Genomic DNA, 16,537 nt, shown 5'->3' with positions numbered 1-16,537 from the left:
CCTATCTTACAAGGTAGCGTACCTTGCAAGGTCTCACTAATACGTTGTTATGTTTTAAAAGAAATTACGGAACAATGATCAAATGACTGAAAATTCCAAGAAGAAATCGTTGTCAGCACATGAATACCCTGTCAGTAAAATATTCTGTGATGATTATCTATTCCAAATACCAAGCTACCAACGACCATACTCATGGACTACAGAGCAAGCCTCTGAGTTGGTAATGGATTTACAGGAATACATTAAAGGTAAAAAAGGCGAAATTGAATCACTGAATCCATATTTTCTTGGAAGTATAGTCCTAATAAAAGGAGATAAGGCTGACTCAGAGGTTATTGATGGGCAGCAGCGGCTTACAACGTTAACGATTCTATTTTCTGTTTTACGCCATCTAGTTGAAGACACAGACATTAAGAATGAAATCACCAAGTACCTTGGTCAAAAAGGAAGCAAGTTACTAAAAACAAAGGATACATTTAGAATTTTACTTCGGCCAAGAGACAGAGAATTTTTTCAGCACAATATTCAACATGACGATGGAATTGAGACTCTTTTTTCTTCTAAAGATGAGCTAAAGGATAGCCCCTTAAATATTAAACAAAATGCCAAATGCATTTACGACATATTAAAAAGTGAACCTCAAGAGGAGTTGTTTAGGCTAACTCAATTTGTTTTGATTGGCTGCTATCTTGTCGTGGTGGCAACACCAGACATTGACTCCGCTTATAGAATATTTTCCGTTATGAATGATCGAGGGCTTGATCTAACTGCCACTGACATACTGAAATCCAATATCATTGGTGGAATTCCAGACTCTGAAAAGCAGAATTACACCGATAAATGGGAAGATATTGAAGAAAGTATTGGCAGAGATAGCTTTAGTGATCTTTTTTCACATATACGCATGATCTACCGCAGTTCAAAGCCTCAAGGCACTTTGGTTAAGGAGTTCAATGAACACGTTAAGCCAAGAGAAAATCCAGAGCAATTTATAAACGACATATTGATCCCTAGCTCAGAGGCATACACAAATATTATCAACGAAAACTTTTCAAGCGAAGAAAAAGCAGAAAGCATTAATGCCGCATTGGGCTGGCTTAATCGCATAGATAATTCAGATTGGGTTCCTCCAGCAATAGAGTACTTATCGAAGAATAGAAATCATCCTGAAAGGCTATTGTCATTTTTAAATAAGCTTGAAAGGTTAGCTTCATGCATGATGATATTTCGTGGGAATATTAATTATAGAATTAAAAGATATTCGGAACTATTGACGTGGATTCGATCTAGAAAAGATGTACTATCGGAAGGTTCTCCGATTCATCTTACTCACGACGAAATTGACGATACTCTTTCTGCTTTAAACGGGAATGTATATGAGAGTACTCGAACAAGATTAATGATTTTGCTCAGGCTTGACTCCATATTGTCTGATAGTTCGGCCAAATATGATCATAAAGTTATAACTGTAGAGCATGTGCTCCCTCAAACCCCGGAAGCATCTAGTGAATGGATTGCATGGATACCAGATGAAGAAAAACGAAGAAGCCTAGTTCATCGTCTAGGAAACTTAGCATTACTATCAAGAGCAAAAAATAGCTCCGCAAAAAATTACGAATTGGATAAAAAGAAAAAATCATATTTTATGGTTAAGGGAGTTTCTCCGTTCGCATTAACAACCCAGGTTCTTTCCAAGGATGAGTGGACAGAAAATGTGATTTTAGCAAGACAGAGTGAATATATCGAAAAACTTACTCAAGAATGGGATTTGAAAAAAACATAACAATCACATGCACTCGGACATCAAAAAGCGTCGCTCCTCGTCGCTCTGCTTTTTGCTGCCGGTGATGTGAGGCGTTAAATGCCATAAGGAGAGCAAAGTATGGATTTATTAATATGGGTATCATTAGGAGCTCTTTTTATTGGTGTATGGCACGAGATAAATAGATTTCCCGCAACAGGGAAGTCAATTGTAAAGCTTCAAGAGAGACTTGATGAGCTTGAGTCTGAAAATCTAGACTTACGTGAAAAAGTTGAAAACCTTGGTGATGAAGTTTTATCGCTTTCCAATGAAATAGGAAAAATAAAAGATCCAACATATCACCAAGCATTAGAGGATGGAGATGACCACGCACTTTATGAAATGGATAAAGCTCGTGGCAATATTTGAAGTCAAGCATTTAACAAACTGTTTAAGAGGGATTCACAACGCATGGTATTTATACTATGTGTTGCGTTTAATGATTAAGGTGATATGCGGAGGCATGGGTATGGCGTTGCTCACAACTCAACTGGGCGTTAGATTATTAGTCAAATATGGATAAAATTGATTACTCAAAGTATAGCGTCGAGGAATTAGAAGACGCATACAGGCACATAGATCGGGATAGATGGCCTGATCGCGTAAAAGAAATAGAGCTGATTCTTAATGATCCGGTTAAGCGGCGAGCACAGGTTAATACTGATAAATATCGTAAGAAAATAAAAGAAGAACGTGCTCAGAGGTCAAGGAAGCGAAGGGAGCCTCTGGGTTATGCACTAATGTATATAGTGCTAGGTGTCTTAGTCTCATTTTTTGGATTACTAGCTTCGCGGACAGGACAAGGAACAACCGTTGATTCCATGGGGGAAAGAGTCTTAATTGGAATAGTTTTTTTTGCTATTGCATATTTGTATTTTAATAAATGGCGAAAAAGCGCCGGTAAACGCAGGCACAAGTAAATCTAACCGAGCCAGTACTGCTTCCGTTGTTTGCTGGATTTTGTTTTACTCGGTCGAAGCTGGTGACGTTGAGCTAGTATTCCTAACCTTCACTATTTTTGTCCTTGGCCATTTGGCAGGCGAGCTTCAGCATTTGAACTCGCCACCTTAGATTCTTCTATCTCAAATTTAGCCGTTGACGTCTATGATGGCGGGGCGTTGTTCCATCTTGGTGAGCCAGGCGGTGAGGTGGGGCTGGTCGTCGCTTGGGGTGATCTCCAGGTGTTTGATGAAACTCATCATCACGTAGGCGTTGATGTCAGCGATGGAGAACTTCTGGCCGGCCACAAAAGGCTGCTCACTGAGTTGTTTCTCGAGCGTCGGCAGAAACTCTATCACGCGCTGGCGGGACTCTTGGCCCCAAGCCTCGACGCAGCGCTCTCTGTCTTCATACACCTTGGTGATGTTTCTAAAGGCCTGGAAGGCGACGAACAGGCCTTGCAGCTCGCAGATCCGCTGCCACATCTCAACCTGAGCCTTCTCTAGCGGCGTATCGCCAAACAGTGAGTTTTCTGGCGCAGTGACTTCGTCGAAGTAGCGGCAGATGGCCACAGATTCACACAGGGTCTGGCCGTCGTCGAGTTCGAGTACTGGGATGCGGCCGTTGACGCTGATGGCCTTAAACTCATCACTCAGATTGTCACCGGCGCGCAGGTTGAGGCTCTCACGCTCAAGACCTATCTCTTGTTCGTTTAGACCAAGTTCCTTAAGGAAGATATTGACGCGTCTGGCGCTTGGGGTCATGGCTAATTCGTAGAGTTTCATCTATCCCTCTCTGACTCTTGTGGAAGTTGTTGTGGTGGCCTCAGTTGAAGGTTTTTGCTTTAACTGAACGCTCGTTTAGAATAGAATCTAAATCATAACTGAACGTTCGGTCAAGAAACTTGTTGCGAACACTTTTGACTAATATTGAGCAAAATCATCTATGGCGAGAAGTTGTAATTTTGATAGGCAGGAGAAGCTGGTAGAGGCGATGGAGCTCTTCTGGCAGAAAGGCTATGCCGATACTTCGGTAGCGGATCTGGTGGATCACCTTAAGATTAACCGCTTTAGTCTGTATAACAGCTTCGGTGACAAGCTGAGCCTGTATCGTGAGGCGCTGGCCTACTACTTCGATAACCATGCCATGCCCAATCTCACGCCCCTGTTTGTCGAGACGGCGGGCTTAGATGAGTTGGTGACTTATCTGGAGGAGTTTATCGTCAGGCAGTCTAACCAGCCCTTCGGCTGTTTCTTGCAAAATGCCGTGCTGGAAAAATACCTAAGCGATGAGGTGGTGCAGGGGATCTGTACTCGCCTGTTTGACGAGCTGCATCAGACCTTCGAGCGGTTGCTGGAAGGGGCGCAGCAACGCGGTGAGTTGTCGGCAGGTGTCCAATGTGCGCAGCTGGCAAGCTTTCTGGTGATGCAGATGCAGGGAATACGTGTGCTGGGCAAGGCGAGGCAGCAGGCGCGTATCGCTCAGGCCCGTGAGGTGCTTATGGGTTATCTTAAATCGCTAGCTGTGAGTGGTTAGCTTAAGTTGCTCGCTAACTAGTTTGTTTAAGGCACGCGAATCTAGGTTCAATAATTCTTTATCTCTAACGCTTCTAGTGCCTGTCGCCTAAATGACGACAGGCTTTTTGGGTTCCGTTACTGCTATTTGGCGCCCTTGATCAGAGGGATGCCGTTGGTGCCCACCGGAATGTAGACGGTAGTGTGATTCGGCGAGTCCGCCATCTTGAGCTGGGCGTTAATCGCCTCGTGCTGCAGATAGTTGGGGGTCAGGGTCTCGTTGATGATCTTCTGCGCCTGGGCGATACCCTTGGCCTCTTCGATGCGGATCTCGGCGTCCTTCTGGGCGATCTCCTTCTGAGTCTCCTTCTCCGACAACAGCTGCTGGGCGGCCAGCTTCTTCTCGACCGCGATGGCGACTATGTCGGGGTAGTTGATGTTACCCACAATCACGTTGTTAAGCTGAAAGGGTGAGGTCTTGAGGTAGTCTTTGAGCTTGACCGACACCGCCTGGGCGATCTCCGAACGGTTTTCTTTCAGCGCCACGCTGTCATAACGCTGCACCTCGTCACGCACATAGGTGCGGAAGGTCTCGCGTACGAAACGCACATACCAGTTTTCGGCGCCATATTGTTCTACTACCTGCTGCACCGTGCCGGACTTGATGGCGATCACCGCATGGAAATTAAAGCTGATGTTGAGATCGTCCTTGGCAAGGATCTTGAAGTTTTCCGTGTAGGTGTTGGGGCGCATGTCGATGTTGATCACCTCGTTGCGCCACAGGGAGACACCATAGTTGCTGGGGCCGATGAGGGTGCCGCGATAGCCGCCGGCGCCGAAGATGCGAGGCTTCTCAAACACATAGCCCTCTTCACCCGCCGGGGTGTTGGGGTTGGTGCAACCCGTTAGGCCAGTGGCCAGCGGCAGTACGACCAGGAGCGGTGCGATAAATTTCAGACGGCCGAGTCCGCTTAGGCGTGGGCCGAAAGTCTTGTTGGCTTTACGATTAAACATCAAAAATCCTTTTTAATAATCTAGGTCCAGGGCGAAACAGAGGTAGCCCATGAGTTTGTTGACCTGGCTAAACTGCTTGGCGCACCAGGTATCGAAATCCTCGGCAAACAGCTGCCGGGTGTCGAGTGGTTTGATGGCGATAAAGTCTTTGCGCTTGAGCTCATCAATCATGGGGTGATGCTTGTCAAAGCCCTTGGGCGGGCGCTGCAGGCTGTCGCCCTCCATGTTAAATCCAGCGTCGCTCAGCTGCTTGAGCGCCTGTTTGTAGGCGTTGGGGTTATCGTCGATGCAGCTGCGGATCTGGCTTAGCGCCTTGCTGTCTGGGTGCCAGATCCCGGCGCCGAGGAAGCAGCCATCGTTGGCGATATGCAAATACAGTCCAGGAGCGTGCACATCTTTGCCCTGGAAATGGCGAAACTGAATGCCGACGTTGATCTTATATGGGGTCTTGTCCTTGCTAAAGCGGGCATCGCGTTGGGGGCGCATCAGGCTGCCGCCGACCTTCTTGGGCACGGCGGTGAGGCGCGGCGAGAGCTTGGCGATATGGGGCGCCATGACACTAATAAAGTTGAGCGCCGGGGTGCGTACCTTGGCCTCATACTCGCTTTGGTGGCTCTTGAACCAGTCGCGCTCGTTATTGCTTGCCAGCTTGGCGAGAAAGTCGAGGCAGTCTGGGGTAAATATGGCTTCCCTGGGGGCCGATGTGGTCATAATCTGTGCCCTATGTCCTAATTATCAATATCTTGGCTAAATTACCATATTCCCTGCAAAGAGTGTTAATGCCTAGGCCCTAGTGATTGCTGGATTGTGCATTCTGCGAAGGGCGATAGCCGCTTGCTATGTTATAGTGCGCTCCATGCTCAACGCTATGTCGATATAACAGGAAAGAGAGATGAAAATTTGGGTCGATGCCGATGCCTGTCCGGGTGTGATTAAGGAGATACTGTTTCGCGCCGCCGAGCGCGCCGAGATCGCAGTGACCTTAGTGGCCAACCATGCTATGCGTATTCCGCCGTCGCGTTTTATCCAGTTGGTGACGGTGTCGTCCGGGTTTGACGTGGCCGACAATGAGATAGTGCGGCGCGCGGCGCCTGGCGATCTGGTGATCACCGCCGATATTCCCCTGGCCTCGGAGGTGATCGACAAGGGGGCGCTGGCGCTCAATCCCCGTGGCGAGCTGTACACTGAGCATAACATTAAGTCTATCCTCAACATGCGCGATTTTATGGATACCATGCGGGCCAGCGGCGTGCAGACCGGCGGCCCGGCCGCCATAGGCCAGAGTGAGAAACAGGCCTTCGGTAACCAGCTGGATCGCCTGATCACCAAACACCACAAACGCTAGGTCGATGTTAGTGCTTTGCATTAGTGCTCGATATGAGTGTAGGCATTAATGCTCAGAATTAGTGGCTAGCGCCTCGTAACAGCGAATCCCTAAGCGCCAGGTTGGCGCTTTTTTTGTGCCAAAATGTGAGTGGATACTGACGCCACAACGCCTGTCAGCCTGGGATTGCGCTCAGAGCCGAGTGAGGCGCATCTCACATAACTATTTGATTGTGAATTTGTTTGTCTTGCACTGGCCGCATAAATCGATTAACGTAAAACAAAAGTTTGCAATACAAACATTTGTTTGTTTTGCGGCGATGTATCCTTAATGCTGAGTGAGATTGCCGTAATGACGGAACGTGAATTAGAAATCCTAGCACTACTCAAGCAAGACCCTCTGATCCCCCAGCAGGAGCTGGCGGATCGTCTTGGGATCAGCCGCTCTGCGGTGGCTGGTCATATCATGAACCTGACCAACAAAGGCATTATCCGTGGCAAGGGCTATATTCTAGCCGAAGCCAAGTTTGCCATGGTGGTCGGCGGGGCCAACATGGATATTCTCGGTCGCCCGGCTGCCAACCTGCGGGTGGGGGATTCTAACCCCGGCAGTGTCAGCTGCTCCCCCGGTGGTGTGGGGCGTAACATTGCCGAGAACCTGGCGCGCCTAGGCTCAGATACCCGCCTGATGACCGCAGTGGGCAAAGATGCCTATGGCCAGCAGATCGTCGAGCATTGTCAGCGCGCCGGTATCGACATGAAACCCAGCTTGCAGCTGAGCGATGGCGTGACCTCCACCTACCTCTCGGTGCTCGATGGTGACAGCGACATGCATGTGGCGATCAACGACATGGCGATTCTGGAGCGTCTCGGGGTCGAGCAGCTCAAGAGTCAGCAGGAGATGTTCAAACGCGCCAGCCTCATCATAGTCGATGCCAACTTGTCTGATGCAGCCTTAGCCTACTTGCTGAGCAACTTTGCCGATATCCCGCTGTTTGTCGATACCGTTTCCTGCGCCAAGGCGGAGAAGATTAAGCCCTACCTGAGCGCGGTACATACCCTCAAGCCTAACCTCAAAGAGGCCGAGCAGCTCTCCGGCATAGCCATCGCCAACTATGGCGAGTTGCCTATGCTGGCCAGCTGGTTCCATGAGCAGGGCGTGCAGCGAATATTCCTGAGCCTGGGAACCGATGGGGTGTTTTACAGTGATGGTGAGGAGCAGGCCCTTGTTCCGGCCATTCCGGTCGAGATGGTCAATGCCAACGGCGCCGGTGATGCCTTCCTCGCGGGCCTGGCCCACGGCTTTATTCAAGGTTGGTCGTCCCGTCAGTCGACCGAGTTTGCCATGGCGGCGGCGGTGGTTGCCCTGTCGGATCTGGCAACCATCAATCCAAATATGTCTGAAATATCAGTTAACCGAGTTATCAAGGAGTCTCTATGTTAGCGCAGTACCTAGATATCAACCCAGAAGTGAAAGCGGCATTGGATGCCGGCCGTCCCGTGGTGGCACTGGAATCGACCATCATCTCTCACGGTATGCCTTATCCGCAAAATGTCGAGACTGCCCTGAAGGTAGAGCAGATCATCCGCGATAACGGCGCCGTGCCAGCCACTATCGCGATTCTCAAGGGACGCCTCAAGGTGGGCATGACTCATGAGGAGATCGAGTATCTGGGTAAGGCGGGTCAGGCTGTGATCAAGACCAGCCGCCGCGACATCCCCTTCATCGTGGCCAAGCAGGCCGATGGTGCCACCACAGTGGCCTCGACCATGATCCTGGCGGCGATGGCGGGCATCAAGGTGTTTGCGACCGGCGGTATCGGCGGCGTGCATCGCGGCGCCCAGCAGACCTTCGACATCTCGGCGGATCTGCAGGAGCTGGCCAACACAGATGTGGCCGTGGTATGCGCCGGTGCCAAGTCGATTCTGGATATCGGCCTGACCCTAGAGTATCTGGAGACCCAAGGGGTGCCGGTGGTCGGTTATGAAACCGAGACGCTGCCTGCCTTCTACACCCGTGAGAGCGACTTCGGCGTCGACTATCGTCTGGACACCCCTAAGCAGGTGGCCGATGCCATGACGGCCAAGTGGCAGATGGGTCTCAAGGGCGGCGTGGTGGTTGCTAACCCTATCCCGGCCGAGTATGCCCTGGATAAGGCGATGATTGATCAGGTGATTAAAGATGCCGTGGCCGAGATGGATGCCAAGGGGATCTCGGGCAAGGCCTCTACGCCTTTCTTGCTGGCTAAGGTCGCCGAGAAGACAGAGGGCAGTAGCCTGGCCGCCAACATCCAGCTGGTGTTTAACAATGCTAAGCTGGCGGCGCAAATCGCCAGTGAATACAGCCGTTAAGGATTGATCTGATGATGATAAAAAAGAGCGCCTAGGCGCTCTTTTTTTGTGAGTTTACGGGGCGTTTATCTTGAGATGACTCTAATTCGTGAGCAGTTCATCTAGTGAGCAGCTCATCGCGGATCAGTCTTAGCAGATAGGTCTCGCGCTCGACAGAAAGGCCCTTCTTGTCGCTGTGGGCCATGGTGTGTTCGTTGTGGGCGATCGCCTCATGAATATCTATCCATACCGGGCGCATGCCGTTTTGCAGTTCATGGTGCTCGAGCCTAGTATCGCCAAGCTCTTCGCCAATGGCGCAGACAAAGCAGTAAGACTCCATCTGCACAAAATCGAATCCTGGCTTGTGCCAGGGGCGAAACTCCTGGTAGCGGCCGAATTCACTCAATATCTGTATGGTATGGGCGCCGGTTTCCTCTTCCAGCTCTCTCTGTAGCGCCTGGCGAATATCTTCGCCCTCATCCACACCGCCGCCGGGAATGCTGTAGTCGTGATAGCGCTCGGTGTAGAGCATTAATATTTGGCAGCCCCTGAGCACTATGGCCCGCGCCGCACGGCGTGTGAAGCCCAGTCCGGTTATCTCCTCTGGCGTGGCGGCGTTAAGGTCGGGATGTAGTGTTGATTTCAGCAGACGCATAAATTGACTCACTTGAAGATGAAAAAGATACCATAGATAAATGGCTAGGTGCTAAGCAAGTCCAGCTGCGCCTGATAATCTGAGATGGCGCGATCGAGCTGCGGTTTCTGATCCAGCTGGCTGCCTCTGACCACCTGATGATAGTGTTTCAAAAGGCGCCTTAGGTAGGCAAGTTGTAACTCTGATGGCGCCTGTGACCAGAGCCTGTCGCCAATCGCCGTGATGGGCTGCTTGCCGTGGCGCGCCACATGCAAAAGCTCGTAGCAGCGCTGGTTATCACTGATGAGCCGCTCGTCGAAGTATCTGAGCCCCAAGGTATCGAGTCTCTCTCTAAGCTGATAGGTGTGATGCACGGGGCAGAGCAGAAACTCTATGCTTTGCCCCAGGGCATCGGCGCTGGCTTGAATCGCGCTCACCAGCTCGCCGGTCAGCTCGCCGCCGACCCCAGCGATGATCACCAGCTGCGGCGTCTCGCTCGGATAGTTCGCCAGCGGTAGCTTAGCCACATCCATACAGTGCACCCGCCATTGAGGGCTGGTGGCATCTTGATTTAGTGGGAAGAAGCGCTCGAGTTTGCCCTGTAGGGTCTGCATTATGCCAGGCACGATGTCGACAAAATGCATGGTACTGGCCACCTGTTTGTTAAGCAGGGCGGCGCCGAGCAGGCCGTGATCGCAGCAGCAATCCCAGATATGCTGGTAAGGGCCATCGACCATGGCCTGCAGGTGAGAGAGGCGTTGACTGAGTTTCAAAGGGGAGACTCGTAACCGGGAATGGCGGTTGTATCGACATTGCCGGTGTTTAATAGGTTGCTTGATCTAGGGTGTCAAAAGTTAAAGCAGATCGATTTCTAGCTCGATATCCGTGCAGCCCTTCTTACAAAACACGCCGTAGTGGCCGGTTTGTGCCTTCTCCGTGGGTACGATTAACTGCAGTGGTTGTTTACAGGTCTGGCAATCGACCCGGTTGCCCTTAAACAGCCGCTTGATCAGGTTCTTCTGCTCGTTAAAGGAGCTGGCCGTGCTCTTGTTGATGGCCGAGAAGTCTATCGATTGGCTTGAGGCCTTGGCATTATTTGTCATCGTCAATGTCGTCAATGGTGGCAAATGAGCCCCTAGTATACCAGCCTTGGCGCTTTGCAACAGCGCTTTTACCCGCCGTGTCGCCGGCTTTATACATGGCCTAGCCGCTTGTCTGGTGAGGCAATGAGCTGGCCAGCGAATGCTACTGCCAAACAAATTGTACGCATGTGCAACATATGTTTATTTTTTGTTAACGTCTTGTTGCCCTTGAGTTGGTGTGATAGCTTGTGCCTTGTTGTGTGGTAGTAAATGCCAAATCAGGTCGCAATTGAAGAGAGAAATACCGCGGCATTTGCTATTCAGGGAAGTTCTAATAAAAAGACTCTTAACAAAATAAATATAATGGAGAGACCTCTATGAAGTTAACTAAGTTGGCAAGTGCAGTAATGGCATTAAGTGTTGGCCTATCAACTCAGGCATTTGCCGATGATGATCGTTACATCATCCAGGTAGACAATGGCAGTAAGGGTGTCGTTAAGGCACTGGCAAAGCAGCTAGGCGCACAGATCCACGTTGATGGTGACGGCTTTATCGCTGCAACCTTTACGGGCAAAGATTTGGCCCAGGTCAAGGGACTGTTAAATAACCCACATGTAAAATTAGTCGAGGCGGATCAGCGTCGTCATCTGATGAGCTTCAGCGATGACGCGGGCAACCCAATGACGCAGCAGGTTACACCTTACGCCGTGTATCAGTCACAGGCCGATCAGGTGACCTTCAATGCTGCTGCTGGCATGAAGGTGTGTGTCATCGACTCTGGTCTGGACGCGTCTAACCCAGATTTCGTTTGGAACAACATCACAGGTGACAACGATTCGGGTACGGGTAACTGGAACGTCAACGGCGGTCCACACGGTACTCACGTTGCCGGTACTATCGGTGCCGCTGACAACAATGTTGGTGTAATTGGTATGGCGCCTGGCGTCGACATGCACATCATCAAGGTATTTAACGCCGAAGGTTGGGGTTACTCATCTGATCTGGCACACGCCACAAACCTGTGTAGCGCAGCCGGTGCCAACATCATCAGCATGAGCCTAGGTGGCGGCGGATCAAACTCTACCGAATCTAATGCCTTCCAAGCCTTCGTCGATGCGGGCGGCCTAGTGGTTGCTGCGGCGGGTAACGATGGTAACAGCGTACGTTCATACCCAGCTGGTTACCCATCTGTCATGATGGTGGGCGCGAACGATGCGAACAACAACATTGCCGATTTCTCTCAGTTCCCATCTTGTACTTCGGGTCGTGGTCCTAAGGCGACTTCAGATGAAACTATCTGTGTGGAAGTGACTGCAGGTGGTGTAGATACACTGTCTACTTACCCAGCAGGCATGGCGACAGCCTCTAACCTGACTGCCGATGGCGCTTCATTTGCCAGCAGCGCAATGGAAAACGCAGGTGTGGTTTCTGGCAACACCTATTTCATGGGCACTGCCGAGGCGACCGATGCGGGCGCGAACGGTAACATCTGTGTGATCGATCGCGGTGCGATCTCTTTCCACGACAAGGTGGCTAACTGTGAAAACTCTGGTGGTATCGGTGCGATCATCATCAACAACGAGCCTGGCATGCTGTATGGCACACTAGGCGATACCAACACCACTTCTATCCCAGCAGTGGGTGCTGCACAGGAAGATCGTGCTGCGCTATTGGCGGCGAGCACTGCAACTGTGGATATCGGCACCTCTGATTACGGCTTCATGAGCGGTACTTCTATGGCAACGCCAGCCGTGTCTGGTATTGCGGCCCTGGTTTGGTCTAACCATAACCAGTGTACCGGTAGCGAGATCCGTGCGGCGCTGAAGGCGACAGCCATGGATAGCGGTGCGCCGGGTAAAGATGAGTACTTTGGTTACGGTATCGTTCAGGCTGCGGCTGCCGATGCTTACCTGACGGCTAACGGCTGTGCCGGTGGCGACAATGGTGGCGGAAACAACGGTGGCGGTGATTTCTCTATCTCAGCGAATGGTTATAAGAGTAAGGGCGTCAAGAAAGTTGATCTGACCTTCTCTGGCGCAGCGGGTGCAAACGTAGATGTTTACCGTGACGGTGGCAAGATTGCGACCACTTCGGCAAGCAGCACCTACACTGACACCATCAACACTAAGGGCGGCGGAACTTACGTTTACAAAGCCTGTGACGAAGGTACTTCTACCTGTACTGCTGAGCAGACTGTTGTTTTCTAAACAGTGTCCCTGAGTAACACAAAAAACGCAGCCTAGGCTGCGTTTTTTTTATGGTTAATTCATTAGCAGTAGATGGGCGTAATGAAAGAGAGCAATGAGTTGGAGTATTGAATGAGCCGCAAGTGAAAGCGTGAATCCCTGAATGTAAGGAGCTAACTGTTAGCCTCGCTCAAATTCCTTTCTTCAATTTCCTTTGCTCAGTTTTCTCTGTAGGTCCTGTTTGACTATCTCTAATGCCGCCAGTGCCACATCTGGCTCAATCTCATGGCTCTCCAGAAGATAAATAAGGTCTACGGCGAGTTTAATCTCATCACTTGCGTCATCTAGGCCTGTCTTAGCGCTGGCCGAATCATTCGCTGCTTGTGTCATATTTTCCCCTCAGTTGCATGTTGTCGATTTTCACACAGCGCAGCGATGGGGACAAGTTGCCTAAGCTCTCACCTTGATGGCTGGTCGAGATAAAAAAACAGGCCATAGATGGCCTGTTTTAGTGTTATGAACGGATATGAATTAGTAGGTATATTTCGCTTCTAAGAAGAAGTAACCACCATTAAAACCAAACGGGGTGTTGGTTAATGGGTAGACGAAGATACCATTGAAATTATTGCTGTCTGGACGCTTCTCTGGGTAGACATCAAACAGGTTTTGCGCCCCGGCGGTAAAGCTTAGTGCATCGGTTGCCGCATACTGCACCGACAGATCCATTATCCACTGGTCGCTGTAATTTACGTCGCCCGATGAATAACCCACAGTATAGTCGCCGAAGTAGCTTAGACGAATGTTAGTCTTGAAGTCGCCGAGTCTATGGGTGAGCCCCAGGTTGCCCGTGTTATTTGGCGTCGCCGAGGTCATACGGGTTTGTTCGATACGATTGAAGAGCTCTTTACCTACACCGTCTAAGATCTGCGGGAAATGGATGTCTTGTATTTCCGTTTTGTTATAGGCATAGGCCAGGTTGGCTTGCAGGTCGCCCCAGGAACCGATATCAAAGTCCTGGCTTATCACCAGATCGACGCCACGGGTGCGGGTATCGACCGCGTTGATGAAGAAGCGCGCCGACTCGGCATTGGTGCCTGCCAAGGCCTCGGCGACCGCCGGTGAATCATCAGGCGTGACTGAGCTCGACAAGATGATGCGGTCATCGACTGAGATTTGATAGGCATCCAAGGTCAGCGCCAGGCCGGCATCGTTACGATAGACCAGACCCAGACTGAAAGATTGTGATAACTCTGGAGCCAGCTCGTTGATCCCCAAGCCTTTCGTTACCGGTGACAGGGTGTTGAACGTACCCGATTCTGTCGGAACCAACTGACCCGTGACAGGATCTGGATTGAACAGGGTAGAGATATTGCTGAAGTACAGCTGCTGCACGCTAGGTGCTCTAAAGCCTGTGTTGATGGTGCCGCGCAGCGCTAAGTTGTCGGTAAAATCATAACGGCCCGCCAGCTTCCAGCTGGTGTTGTCGCCGAAGTCTGAATAGTCCTCGTAACGCAGCGCCGCCGCCCAGTAAAAATCATCGGTTAACTGGTTTTCCAGCTCGACATAAACGCCTGTGTTGTTGCGGGTCTCGTCGACTTCAGATTCTGGGGTAAAGCCCGAAAATCCCTGGCTACCGGCGGCGCGGTTATCAAAACCACTATTGATGTAGGAACCACTCTCGCCAGCCTCGATCTGGTAGCCATTTTGGCGCCATGAAATACCTGTGGCAAAGAGTATCTCTGAGTCATTTGCAAAGGAAAAATAGCGTGACGCATCGATGTTTAAGTTGGTTTCACGGGTCGATAATGTGCCTGCATCGAACTGCGTTGGGCTGTCGGGGCCTAAAGATGCGTTTAATGTGTTAACAATATTGTAGTTAAATGCATTTTCGCCGTGGCCTGCGGAGGTATCTATATCCCATTCGCCCAGGCTGAATTCATAGCCAAGCACTATCGAGGTGTCGATAATGTCGGGGTTGATCTGTGGCAAGAAACCATCGGGATAAATTTCGGTTAAGTTACGCTTATCTAGGGCTCTGCGGTAGAAGGCCCCAGATTTGGTTTCGCGTTTGCTCACGCCACCGAAGGCGTATAGCTCGCCGTTATCTGAGATGGCCTTGGCGGCGTTGATAAACAAGCCTAAGTTGTCGTATTCGGCATCACCAACCTGGTGGCTCTTTCGATTAAAGCTGGCTTCACGAGGGTCGAGCGAACCATCGGCCAATTCCGGATACTGCTGGCGAGGATCTAACCCAGCGCGGTTAGTGCTGTCTTTGTGGTGGGCCTCGAGCGAGACATTGACGAAGCCATCGTCACCCAGGGCGATACCATGGTTGGCACCCACTCGCCACTGTTCACCGTCACCGGCGTAGGTTTGGCCCGCTTGTGCCGACAGGCTACCACCCTGTTCACTGTCTTTTAGCACCACGTTGATGACGCCGGCGATAGCGTCGGAACCATACTGGGCCGATGCGCCGTCACGTAGGATCTCGATACGTTTGATGGCCGTCATTGGAATGGCGTTTAAGTCGACGTTAGAGGAGCCTTTACCGACAGTGCCGCTTAAGTGGACCAATGCCGAGCCGTGGCGACGCTTACCGTTGACCAGCACTAGGGTGTGATCCGGTGACAGGCCACGCAGGCTCGCCGGGCGTACGGCATCAGAGCCATCGGTTACCGATGAGAATGGAAAGCTGTAACTTGGTGCGGCAAATTGCAGAGCTTTAGCCGTTTCTGTCATCCCCGTCGATTCGAGCTGCTCGGCGGTGATAATGTCCACCGGCGCCACGCTATCTGTGGCGGTACGCAGTGCGATACGTGAACCTATGATCTCGATTTTTTCGAAGCTGGCTTGTTGATCTTCAGCTTGGACGTTAGGAAGGATGAGTGCAGATGACACTGCTAATGCGGAAACAGCTAAGCGCATAAGGCCTCTTAATAAAATGTATGTAAAACAATAATGAGAAGGGCGGGATAGTATCACTGTAACAATTGTTACATTTAGAAGGATATGTACTAACTCATTGCCGACGGTTCTATTGGGCAGTCGGACTGCTATAGAGAGGGGAATGCCTTTCTCGCCAAATGTAATCCTCGAGCCTGATGACGCTTGAGGGCTGCTAATGGCTTTGAACTATGAGTCACTGTGTGGCGGATATTAAGATCATCCAGCCATGATGATGAGGTTGGTGGCGACCAGATAAGAGTCTGCTGACCATAAAAAACGGCTGCTTTGGGCAAGCAGCCGTCGTGGGGAAGACTCATCTTCAGGGCAGATAGCCTGGCTGATTGTATTCAGCCTGGTTTATTCCACATCGTTTATTCAGGAGTGCAGCGAGTCACTGTCAGGGGCGCACTGCGATGCTCCTCGGCATCTGCGACAAAACACTTATCACCGCTTATCCAAAGCTGCACTATTTGCGGCAGCTCGAAGCTGCGGCCCATTAACAGCTGACCGTTAGGATCCGTATGGGGAGTGCGCTCCAGCGCCAATCGACTGTTTTGGGTAAATGCATCTGCCGCCAGGGTCACCTTGTTCATCTGCAACAGTTTGGCGATGGCGTTTTCCAGCTCGGCCAGACTCTCGGCACTGGGTTCGCTGACTATTGCAGGCACAGGTTCTGGCAAAGCAGCGTCTTGAGCCTGAAGTGAGCAGCCCATGAGCGCTAATGGCATAGTGCTGACCATGATACGAATTAAGCGTTTCATCATAAT

Annotated in this window: 17 protein-coding genes; 8 read left to right on the top strand and 9 right to left on the bottom strand. The window is 50.8% G+C overall.

Annotation, left to right across the window (positions count from 1 at the left end; genetic code table 11):
• Nucleotides 1-82: 82 nt before the first annotated feature.
• From L2731_RS02025 to L2731_RS02015, 3 genes are all read left to right on the top strand, one after another.
• Nucleotides 83-1,783, top strand: a complete 1,701-nt coding sequence (locus tag L2731_RS02025) for a DUF262 domain-containing protein (protein WP_249251614.1) — start codon at nucleotides 83-85, stop codon at nucleotides 1,781-1,783.
• A 99-nt stretch (nucleotides 1,784-1,882) separates the two neighbouring features.
• Complete coding sequence (locus L2731_RS02020) at nucleotides 1,883-2,170, top strand: hypothetical protein (RefSeq protein ID WP_249251613.1); 288 nt, start codon at nucleotides 1,883-1,885, stop codon at nucleotides 2,168-2,170.
• A gap of 146 nt (nucleotides 2,171-2,316) precedes the next feature.
• Nucleotides 2,317-2,721, top strand: coding sequence for a DUF3169 family protein (locus tag L2731_RS02015; protein ID WP_249251612.1), 405 nt, complete (start codon nucleotides 2,317-2,319; stop codon nucleotides 2,719-2,721).
• 168 nt (nucleotides 2,722-2,889) lie between these two features.
• Here L2731_RS02015 and L2731_RS02010 read toward each other — a convergent pair whose 3' ends face one another.
• Entirely contained in the window at nucleotides 2,890-3,525 is a 636-nt protein-coding gene (locus tag L2731_RS02010) for a glutathione S-transferase (RefSeq protein ID WP_249251611.1), read from the bottom strand.
• Between the two features lie 160 nt (nucleotides 3,526-3,685).
• On the opposite strand from L2731_RS02010, the gene L2731_RS02005 reads away from it, so the two are divergent.
• The gene (locus tag L2731_RS02005; protein ID WP_249251610.1) at nucleotides 3,686-4,276 is read left to right on the top strand and encodes a TetR/AcrR family transcriptional regulator; all 591 of its coding nucleotides are present in this window, start codon (nucleotides 3,686-3,688) and stop codon (nucleotides 4,274-4,276) included.
• A gap of 122 nt (nucleotides 4,277-4,398) precedes the next feature.
• Here L2731_RS02005 and L2731_RS02000 read toward each other — a convergent pair whose 3' ends face one another.
• Nucleotides 4,399-5,268, bottom strand: coding sequence for an SPFH domain-containing protein (locus L2731_RS02000; protein ID WP_244952106.1), 870 nt, complete (start codon nucleotides 5,266-5,268; stop codon nucleotides 4,399-4,401).
• Between the two features lie 12 nt (nucleotides 5,269-5,280).
• A complete protein-coding gene (locus tag L2731_RS01995) occupies nucleotides 5,281-5,979 on the bottom strand; it encodes a DUF2461 domain-containing protein (protein WP_160794293.1) in 699 nt (232 codons plus the stop codon).
• Between the two features lie 181 nt (nucleotides 5,980-6,160).
• On the opposite strand from L2731_RS01995, the gene L2731_RS01990 reads away from it, so the two are divergent.
• The 3 genes from L2731_RS01990 (at nucleotide 6,161) to L2731_RS01980 (ending at nucleotide 8,943) form a co-directional block, all read left to right on the top strand.
• Nucleotides 6,161-6,613: a YaiI/YqxD family protein gene (locus tag L2731_RS01990; protein ID WP_160794295.1), complete on the top strand. Its 453-nt coding sequence runs from the start codon at nucleotides 6,161-6,163 to the stop codon at nucleotides 6,611-6,613.
• Nucleotides 6,614-6,943: 330 nt separating this feature from the next.
• Nucleotides 6,944-8,035 (top strand): PfkB family carbohydrate kinase, encoded by a 1,092-nt coding sequence (locus tag L2731_RS01985; protein ID WP_160794297.1) that lies wholly within the window; start codon nucleotides 6,944-6,946, stop codon nucleotides 8,033-8,035.
• Nucleotides 8,029-8,943 carry a pseudouridine-5'-phosphate glycosidase gene (locus tag L2731_RS01980; RefSeq protein ID WP_239885809.1) on the top strand — a complete coding sequence of 305 codons (915 nt, stop codon included), beginning with the start codon at nucleotides 8,029-8,031 and terminating at the stop codon, nucleotides 8,941-8,943. Before L2731_RS01985 ends, L2731_RS01980 begins: the two co-directional genes overlap by 7 nt.
• A gap of 97 nt (nucleotides 8,944-9,040) precedes the next feature.
• Here the strand turns inward: L2731_RS01980 and L2731_RS01975 are convergent, their stop codons facing one another.
• From L2731_RS01975 to L2731_RS01965, 3 genes are all read right to left on the bottom strand, one after another.
• Entirely contained in the window at nucleotides 9,041-9,577 is a 537-nt protein-coding gene (locus L2731_RS01975; protein WP_249251609.1) for an NUDIX domain-containing protein, read from the bottom strand.
• Nucleotides 9,578-9,621: 44 nt separating this feature from the next.
• The gene (locus tag L2731_RS01970) at nucleotides 9,622-10,329 is read right to left on the bottom strand and encodes a tRNA (adenine(22)-N(1))-methyltransferase (protein ID WP_249251608.1); all 708 of its coding nucleotides are present in this window, start codon (nucleotides 10,327-10,329) and stop codon (nucleotides 9,622-9,624) included.
• Nucleotides 10,330-10,410: 81 nt separating this feature from the next.
• A complete protein-coding gene (locus L2731_RS01965) occupies nucleotides 10,411-10,659 on the bottom strand; it encodes a hypothetical protein (RefSeq protein ID WP_249251606.1) in 249 nt (82 codons plus the stop codon).
• Nucleotides 10,660-11,015: 356 nt separating this feature from the next.
• Between L2731_RS01965 and L2731_RS01960 the strand changes: the two genes are divergently transcribed.
• A complete protein-coding gene (locus L2731_RS01960; RefSeq protein WP_160794303.1) occupies nucleotides 11,016-12,845 on the top strand; it encodes a S8 family serine peptidase in 1,830 nt (609 codons plus the stop codon).
• Nucleotides 12,846-13,028: 183 nt separating this feature from the next.
• On the opposite strand, the gene rsmS is transcribed toward L2731_RS01960, so the two are convergent.
• From rsmS to L2731_RS01945, 3 genes are all read right to left on the bottom strand, one after another.
• Nucleotides 13,029-13,214, bottom strand: a complete 186-nt coding sequence (gene rsmS / locus L2731_RS01955; RefSeq protein WP_249251605.1) for a pleiotropic regulatory protein RsmS — start codon at nucleotides 13,212-13,214, stop codon at nucleotides 13,029-13,031.
• 141 nt (nucleotides 13,215-13,355) lie between these two features.
• On the bottom strand, nucleotides 13,356-15,749 hold the full coding sequence (locus tag L2731_RS01950; RefSeq protein WP_249251604.1) for a TonB-dependent receptor plug domain-containing protein: 2,394 nt from the start codon (nucleotides 15,747-15,749) through the stop codon (nucleotides 13,356-13,358).
• A gap of 392 nt (nucleotides 15,750-16,141) precedes the next feature.
• The gene (locus L2731_RS01945) at nucleotides 16,142-16,534 is read right to left on the bottom strand and encodes a hypothetical protein (RefSeq protein WP_249251603.1); all 393 of its coding nucleotides are present in this window, start codon (nucleotides 16,532-16,534) and stop codon (nucleotides 16,142-16,144) included.
• Between the last annotated feature and the right edge of the window lie 3 nt (nucleotides 16,535-16,537).

The sequence above is a fragment of the Shewanella aquimarina genome (assembly GCF_023349185.1).
GTDB classification, from domain to species: domain Bacteria; phylum Pseudomonadota; class Gammaproteobacteria; order Enterobacterales; family Shewanellaceae; genus Shewanella; species Shewanella aquimarina.
The sequence above is the reverse complement of the archived record's forward strand: the minus strand, read 5'-3'. Positions and strand labels throughout refer to the sequence as shown.

Coding starts and splice junctions, on each gene's coding strand:
- L2731_RS02025 (WP_249251614.1), top strand. CDS start 83: ATGACTGAAAATTCCAAGAAGAAATCGTTGTCAGCACATGAATACCCT.
- L2731_RS02020 (WP_249251613.1), top strand. CDS start 1,883: ATGGATTTATTAATATGGGTATCATTAGGAGCTCTTTTTATTGGTGTA.
- L2731_RS02015 (WP_249251612.1), top strand. CDS start 2,317: ATGGATAAAATTGATTACTCAAAGTATAGCGTCGAGGAATTAGAAGAC.
- L2731_RS02010 (WP_249251611.1), bottom strand. CDS start 3,525: ATGAAACTCTACGAATTAGCCATGACCCCAAGCGCCAGACGCGTCAAT.
- L2731_RS02005 (WP_249251610.1), top strand. CDS start 3,686: ATGGCGAGAAGTTGTAATTTTGATAGGCAGGAGAAGCTGGTAGAGGCG.
- L2731_RS02000 (WP_244952106.1), bottom strand. CDS start 5,268: ATGTTTAATCGTAAAGCCAACAAGACTTTCGGCCCACGCCTAAGCGGA.
- L2731_RS01995 (WP_160794293.1), bottom strand. CDS start 5,979: ATGACCACATCGGCCCCCAGGGAAGCCATATTTACCCCAGACTGCCTC.
- L2731_RS01990 (WP_160794295.1), top strand. CDS start 6,161: ATGAAAATTTGGGTCGATGCCGATGCCTGTCCGGGTGTGATTAAGGAG.
- L2731_RS01985 (WP_160794297.1), top strand. CDS start 6,944: ATGACGGAACGTGAATTAGAAATCCTAGCACTACTCAAGCAAGACCCT.
- L2731_RS01980 (WP_239885809.1), top strand. CDS start 8,029: ATGTTAGCGCAGTACCTAGATATCAACCCAGAAGTGAAAGCGGCATTG.
- L2731_RS01975 (WP_249251609.1), bottom strand. CDS start 9,577: ATGCGTCTGCTGAAATCAACACTACATCCCGACCTTAACGCCGCCACG.
- L2731_RS01965 (WP_249251606.1), bottom strand. CDS start 10,659: ATGACAAATAATGCCAAGGCCTCAAGCCAATCGATAGACTTCTCGGCC.
- L2731_RS01960 (WP_160794303.1), top strand. CDS start 11,016: ATGAAGTTAACTAAGTTGGCAAGTGCAGTAATGGCATTAAGTGTTGGC.
- rsmS (WP_249251605.1), bottom strand. CDS start 13,214: ATGACACAAGCAGCGAATGATTCGGCCAGCGCTAAGACAGGCCTAGAT.
- L2731_RS01950 (WP_249251604.1), bottom strand. CDS start 15,749: ATGCGCTTAGCTGTTTCCGCATTAGCAGTGTCATCTGCACTCATCCTT.
- L2731_RS01945 (WP_249251603.1), bottom strand. CDS start 16,534: ATGATGAAACGCTTAATTCGTATCATGGTCAGCACTATGCCATTAGCG.